3 protein-coding genes and 1 riboswitch are annotated in these 5,971 nt (G+C 34.7%); of the genes, 1 reads left to right on the plus strand and 2 read right to left on the minus strand.

Going from position 1 to position 5,971, the window contains the following annotated elements; genetic code table 11:
* Positions 1-480: 480 nt before the first annotated feature.
* On the plus strand, positions 481-627 hold the full coding sequence (locus BTO28_RS17230; protein ID WP_158068846.1) for a hypothetical protein: 147 nt from the start codon (positions 481-483) through the stop codon (positions 625-627).
* A 548-nt stretch (positions 628-1,175) separates the two neighbouring features.
* On the opposite strand, the gene BTO28_RS16515 is transcribed toward BTO28_RS17230, so the two are convergent.
* Entirely contained in the window at positions 1,176-1,481 is a 306-nt protein-coding gene (locus tag BTO28_RS16515) for a hypothetical protein (protein WP_076768300.1), read from the minus strand.
* 112 nt (positions 1,482-1,593) lie between these two features.
* Positions 1,594-5,514, minus strand: a complete 3,921-nt coding sequence (locus BTO28_RS16875; RefSeq protein ID WP_083711731.1) for a PAS domain S-box protein — start codon at positions 5,512-5,514, stop codon at positions 1,594-1,596.
* Between the two features lie 190 nt (positions 5,515-5,704).
* Positions 5,705-5,790: riboswitch (cyclic di-GMP riboswitch) on the minus strand.
* Positions 5,791-5,971: the final 181 nt, after the last annotated feature.

Genomic DNA, 5,971 nt, shown 5'->3' on the forward strand with positions numbered 1-5,971 from the left:
ACGTTGACGTTTTTATTGATTTTGTTCAGTTTTCAAAGATCAATCTCTCTCGCCGTCTTCGACGACAGCTATATCATAATAGCATTTCCATAACCGAATGTCAATAATTATTTAGAAATAATTATTTAACATGTTTTGTTGTTTGATTCTGTGTAAACACTATAAAACAAGCAGCAATCAAATATAACATAATAATCTAAAAGCCAAAAAGTATTTCATGTTAAAAATTATTCTGAAATAAATTTTAACATATAGTAGATTTATCATATTTAACAATTAAATCCGCTTTGTTTAGCGACGAATAATAATATAACATGTTGTTAATTATACTGTCAATGAAATATTCCATTATAAAAATTTTCAAAACTTTTCAATGGAAGGTATCATTTATCTTATCTTTAATGTCGTTATTAAGGAAAATTTTATTTAGGAGTGTATCTGTTTTTCTCGGGCACACTGTAACAAAGGAGGAGTGATTACATGACCAGTGAAGACTACACAGTCGCACAATTATCATCGGAGCAAACGGAAAAATTAAAGCAATTTGAAGGAGAATTGGGCTACACTCTGATTGCTTATGAAGACAAACACGATTCCGGCAATCAAACAAACACGTCCCGAAAATAAGCGGGACGTGTTTGTTGAAAATATGTATCTAATGAAACTATTGAAGAAGAGATTCATTTGTATTTATTTAATAATTAGAATACCAAGTTTCTGTAAGTTCAATGCCGTCCATCTTCTTGCTTTTTCATTACTTGTTCAAAAACTAAGGATTTCATTGCTTTAGATGCGTTTGATGTCTCATGTATAGATTGGAAAAACCCCTTTATTAAGATTGGTCTTTTAGGAAATGAGGTTCTGTCCTCTACATTCACTTCTTTTTACAGAAGCCGATGAAATACCGTCTGACTGTTGTTTTACTTCTTGTGAAGCATGATAAATATTACTGAAGGCTTTCTTCGTTTCCTCGGAAACTTTTATGTTTGATAAAACATGATGTTATACGGTACGCATCTTAAGTGTCACAAAATCCATCTCTTTTAGAGGGTTGTTCCGCTAATTTCCTTACCTCTCCTGCTACAACACTAAAAGCACGTACTGCTTCTCCAGCTGTTGTTTAAGCAATTAAATTTGTTTGATCAAAGATCTGTGAAATGACCGGAATGATCTCGTTAATTAATTCTTTCAACTCTTTTATGTAATACGGTGATTGTCTGCGACGAAAGCTCCATCTGTTTGCGTATTTCCTGTATCATTATATCAATCGCACGATTCCCATCTTCTGCATATTTAGCAGATATCCGATACGGATACTGTGTTCTTGAAAGTGAAGCAATTTGCTGAATCCCTTTAGACGTTGAAGCATAATACACTGTAACACCATGTTTCTGCCGCTCTTTATTTTCGACTTCCTGAATAGTTTTATCCAGCTGTTGACCAATTTCTGTTTGATCTAATAACAAACGGGACGTTTTCATAATTTCTCGCGAGGTTTCTGACAGATGCCCTAGAATTTCATTTTTAACAGTATAGTAATAACAAAAAAGCTGAAGGAAAATACCCTCCAGCTCATTACACTTTAATTACTCGTTACGTTTTATAAAATAAAGGTAATCTGACTTCAATCGTTGTCCCGACGTTTTCTTTACTTTTGAACGTAATCGTTCCATTATGCTGCTTAACAATTCTAGAACATAACATTAAACCTAAACCGGTCCCTTTTTCTTTGTTGCTAAAGAAAGGTTCACCTAATCGTTGAAGGCGATCTTCACTTATCCCAATGCCATTATCGATCACTTTTATTAGTACATTTGCTTCTTCATTCAAAACATGAATTTTTACAAATCCTCCGTTGGATATTGCATCAATACTATTTTTAACTAAGTTAATAAACACTTGTTTTATTTGGTTTTTATCGCACATAATATGTGGAATGTTTTGATCAAACTCAAGAAATATTTGTACATTTTTAACATTCGCTTCCGCTTCAAGCAATCTTTTGACGTCTTTTAATACTGTTCTAATATCATCTTTTTTTAATTGAATACATTGTGGCTTAGCCAGATTAATAAACTCGTTAATAATTTCGTCGATCCGTTGAAATTCATCAAAAACGACATCAAAGAACTCTTGTTTACTTACTCCTTGTTGTAATAATTGAACGAAACCTCTTATCGAAGTGAGAGGATTTCTTATCTCATGGGCAACACTGGCAGCGAGTTCTCCTATCACGGATAGTTTCTCTGATTTTGACAGCATTTCTTCTGCTTTCCTTCTCTCTGTAATATCTCTCCCTACTATCATAATATGTTCGGTTTCTCCATTTTCACCAATAACGGGTGTACCTGTACATTCAATTAATAGCCAGCTCCCATTTGCATGCAGGCATCGAAATTCCATACGGGAAGGTGTTTTCGTACTGGCTATCTCCTTAAACTTTTTTATTATAATGTGAATGTCCTCCGGCTGAATGATATCTAATGGGTGCTTATCTTTAAAAAAAGACTGTGAATAACCAAGTACTGTTTGATGAGATGGGGATGCATAAAAAATGTGTCCGTGGATATCAATCAACAGAAGTAAGTCGTTCATGTTTTCCGCTATAAGACGATACTTATATTCACTTTCTCGCAAAGCTTCCTCGGCTTTTTTGCGAGCAGTGATATCCATACAGGAAACGATGACCTCTACTACTTCTCCCCCCTTTTTAATAGGACGCAAATGAGCAATATAATGAATGCCATTTACCTCGTTCTCATATGTAACTAATTCTTCCCCTTCCCATGCTCTCTCATAATATTTTGTTTTTTCCCGGGCATTATCGGAAGAGATAATTTCGTGTAATTCATTCCCAACCACTTGTGTAGGAATCATTCCTAATCGGTAGAGTAATTCCCCATCACAAAGAGTATGAATAAATCGATCATCGATTTTTTTATATTTTAAGATCATCCCCTGCTGTAAACGAACCGTGTCGTACAGTTCTTTTTTTGCCACTTGTAATAATTCTTCCGCCCACATTCGTTCATTAATATCTTGAGAAATTCCTTGTTTTTCTACAATCTGTTGAATTGCTTGTAATTCCTTTTCTAATTCATTGGCAGGTAACGGCTTACTAAAGAAATACCCCTGGCCCTCGTTACATAGGTGCTGTTGAAGAAATACAAGTTGTTCCTTCGTTTCGATGCCTTCTGCCACTACATTTACGTTTAAGTTATGAGCCATGGAAATGATCGTTTTTACAATAGTTTCATCATTTGGGTTGTTATGCAGTTCCCGCACAAACGATTGATCAATCTTTAAAGTATCTACCGGAAATTGCTTTAAATAATTTAAAGAACTGAACCCGGTTCCAAAATCATCAATGCTTATGTGAACGCCTAAATGTTTCAGCTGCTGCAGGGTTGCAATCGTATGTTCAATATCAACCGTCATGCTTTCGGTTATCTCAAGTTCCAAAAATTGAGGACTCATTCCTGTGTCTTTCAATACATTGGCAACCATTTGAACGAAATTGGATTGTGTAAATTGCCTTGCCGATAAATTGACAGCTACCATAGTTGAAAAACCTTTTTCTTGCCATTGTTTGTTTTGCGTGCACGCCGCAAGCAACGCCCATTCTCCAATAGGAATAATTAATCCGGTTTCTTCGGCAATCGGAATAAAGGTTGCGGGTGAAATCATTCCAAACTCTGGATGAGACCAGCGTATTAACGCTTCAACACCGACTATTTTTCCTGTTTTTAAATTGATTTTTGGCTGATAGTACAGCTGCAGCTCATTCCGTTCAATCGCTTTATAAAGATCCACTTCTATTTTTAAAGGATTCATCTTAATTTCATTCTCATTTAAAAAGTAAAATTTATAATTGTTTTTCCCTGCTTTTTTCGCTTGATACATTGCAAAATCAGCATGCTTAATTAACGTCTCAACCGTCTCTCCATCTTCTGGAAAAAGACTAATCCCTATACTGGAAGAAGTAAAAATGTCATAATTTTTTATCTTATAAGGGCTGGCAATAGCATCTATAATCCGTTGGCCTATCTTTGCAGCAACATTACGATCCACATCGCCTAATACAACGATAAATTCGTCTCCACTTTGGCGAAAAATGATATCCTTCCCATGTACTGAGGTCCTCAAACGATTCGTCACTTCTTTTAAGAGAAGATCACCCATGTTGTGTCCTAATGTGTCGTTAATGACTTTAAATCGATCTAAATCAATCATTAATACAGCCAAGCGTTGTTTTTTTTCAGCTGCAACCATTAACTCATCTGATAGACGGGAATGCAGCATATTTCGATTAGGCAAACCTGTTAAATAATCATGAAAGGCCATGTGTTCATTGTGCTTTTCTATTTCTACTTGTTTCGTAATGTCCTGTGAAATACCATATACACCGTCAAATTGTCCGTTTACCATAATCGGAACAATTGAGGTATTTAAATAAATGAGCGAACCATTTTTGTTAAAAATCGCAGTTCTAAAATTTTGAGGGTTCCCTTTTGTCACTAAATCAAACCGTTTTTTTACGTTTTCTTTTTCTTCAGGTATAACAATGTCAAGAAAGTGCATTTTATGTAAAATTTCTTCTTCGCTGTAACCAGAGATTTGTTCGCAAATACTGTTAATGCTGGTAAAAAAACCGTTAACATTTAATGAATAGACACTATTTGCGTTAAACTCAATTAACGATTTATATCGTTGTTTGTTATCCTTTAATTGATTATATAATTTCTTTTTCTCTGTAATATCTTTTGCGACTACCATAACAGCTGATTTTCCACCAAACGGTATCAATACCGCATTCGACTCTATATCCATTACACGTCCATCCAGCATTTTTACTTTGTACTCAAAAAAAGAAAGTTTTTCTCCACCTATTAGTTTCTCTTCTCGCTGATGTACGATATCTACTTCTTCTAACTCAAAAATTTCATGAATACTTTTGCCTAACACTTCATCGTCATGCTTTGCACCTACCATTTTAAGTGATTCTGGGTTTGCATAAACGATTCTTCCTTCCTGGTGTACAAAAACAGCGTGCGGTGATAGCTGAACAAGATTACGATATCGTTCTTCACTTTCAGCTAAATGGATCACTGCTTTTTTACGCTCCGTAATATCAAAAACGACTCCCGTACTTAAAATAACTTTTCCCTTATCGTTTTTTATTGCATTTGCACTCTCTTGAACCCACCTGATCACTCCATCAGAACGAACGATTCTGTATTCAACTTCTGACGGACTACCGGTTAGTATGTTTTTTATATGTTTTTCAACAATTGGTAAATCTTCTGAAAAAACAAAGTCTTGCCATAACTGAGGGTTTTTTTCAAAATCGTCTTGAGTATACCCGTAAATTTTTGCATTTTCGCTTGATACCCACAGAGAATTTTTTTCTAAATCTCTATACCAAATGGTCGCGTCCACACTATCAATTATTTTTTTAATGAATTCAATATCATAATGGTTTCTAAACAGGTCTGCAATATATTCTATATTCATTTACAATCTCCATTATTATAATAATATTTAATTCTTTCCCATTAGTAAGTATGTGATTAATCACTTGCTTTGTCTTCTTTTTCACAGACGTAAAAAAACAAAAAAGCTCACCAAAAAGATTGGTGAGCTTAGTAGGGTAGCAGCGAATAGAAAGAAACATCACCGCTTCCTTTTTCTAAAATCAAACCTTTTCGGTAACCCGGCGATCCTAGCTTTAATAGCCTTAGACCCGTAGCTTTGCGTCCTTACCTTTCAATAAGTTTGCCATTATCGTTGTTGTAAATTATTTGTTATATCATTATATTTTACCTAATTATATAAGTTTTTTCAAATTTTACACCAACATTATTATTTACAGTAAAAAATCACGTCATATATTAAGTTAAATTTATTTACAAAAAAAGAACAGCTTTCGCTGTTCTTCTCGTATGCCTGGCGGCGTCCTGCTCTCACAGGG

Source organism: Domibacillus epiphyticus, from assembly GCF_001975785.1.
Taxonomy (GTDB): Bacteria; Bacillota; Bacilli; order Bacillales; family Domibacillaceae; genus Domibacillus; species Domibacillus epiphyticus.

Coding starts and splice junctions, on each gene's coding strand:
- BTO28_RS16875 (WP_083711731.1), bottom strand. CDS start 5,514: ATGAATATAGAATATATTGCAGACCTGTTTAGAAACCATTATGATATT.
- BTO28_RS17230 (WP_158068846.1), top strand. CDS start 481: ATGACCAGTGAAGACTACACAGTCGCACAATTATCATCGGAGCAAACG.
- BTO28_RS16515 (WP_076768300.1), bottom strand. CDS start 1,481: ATGAAAACGTCCCGTTTGTTATTAGATCAAACAGAAATTGGTCAACAG.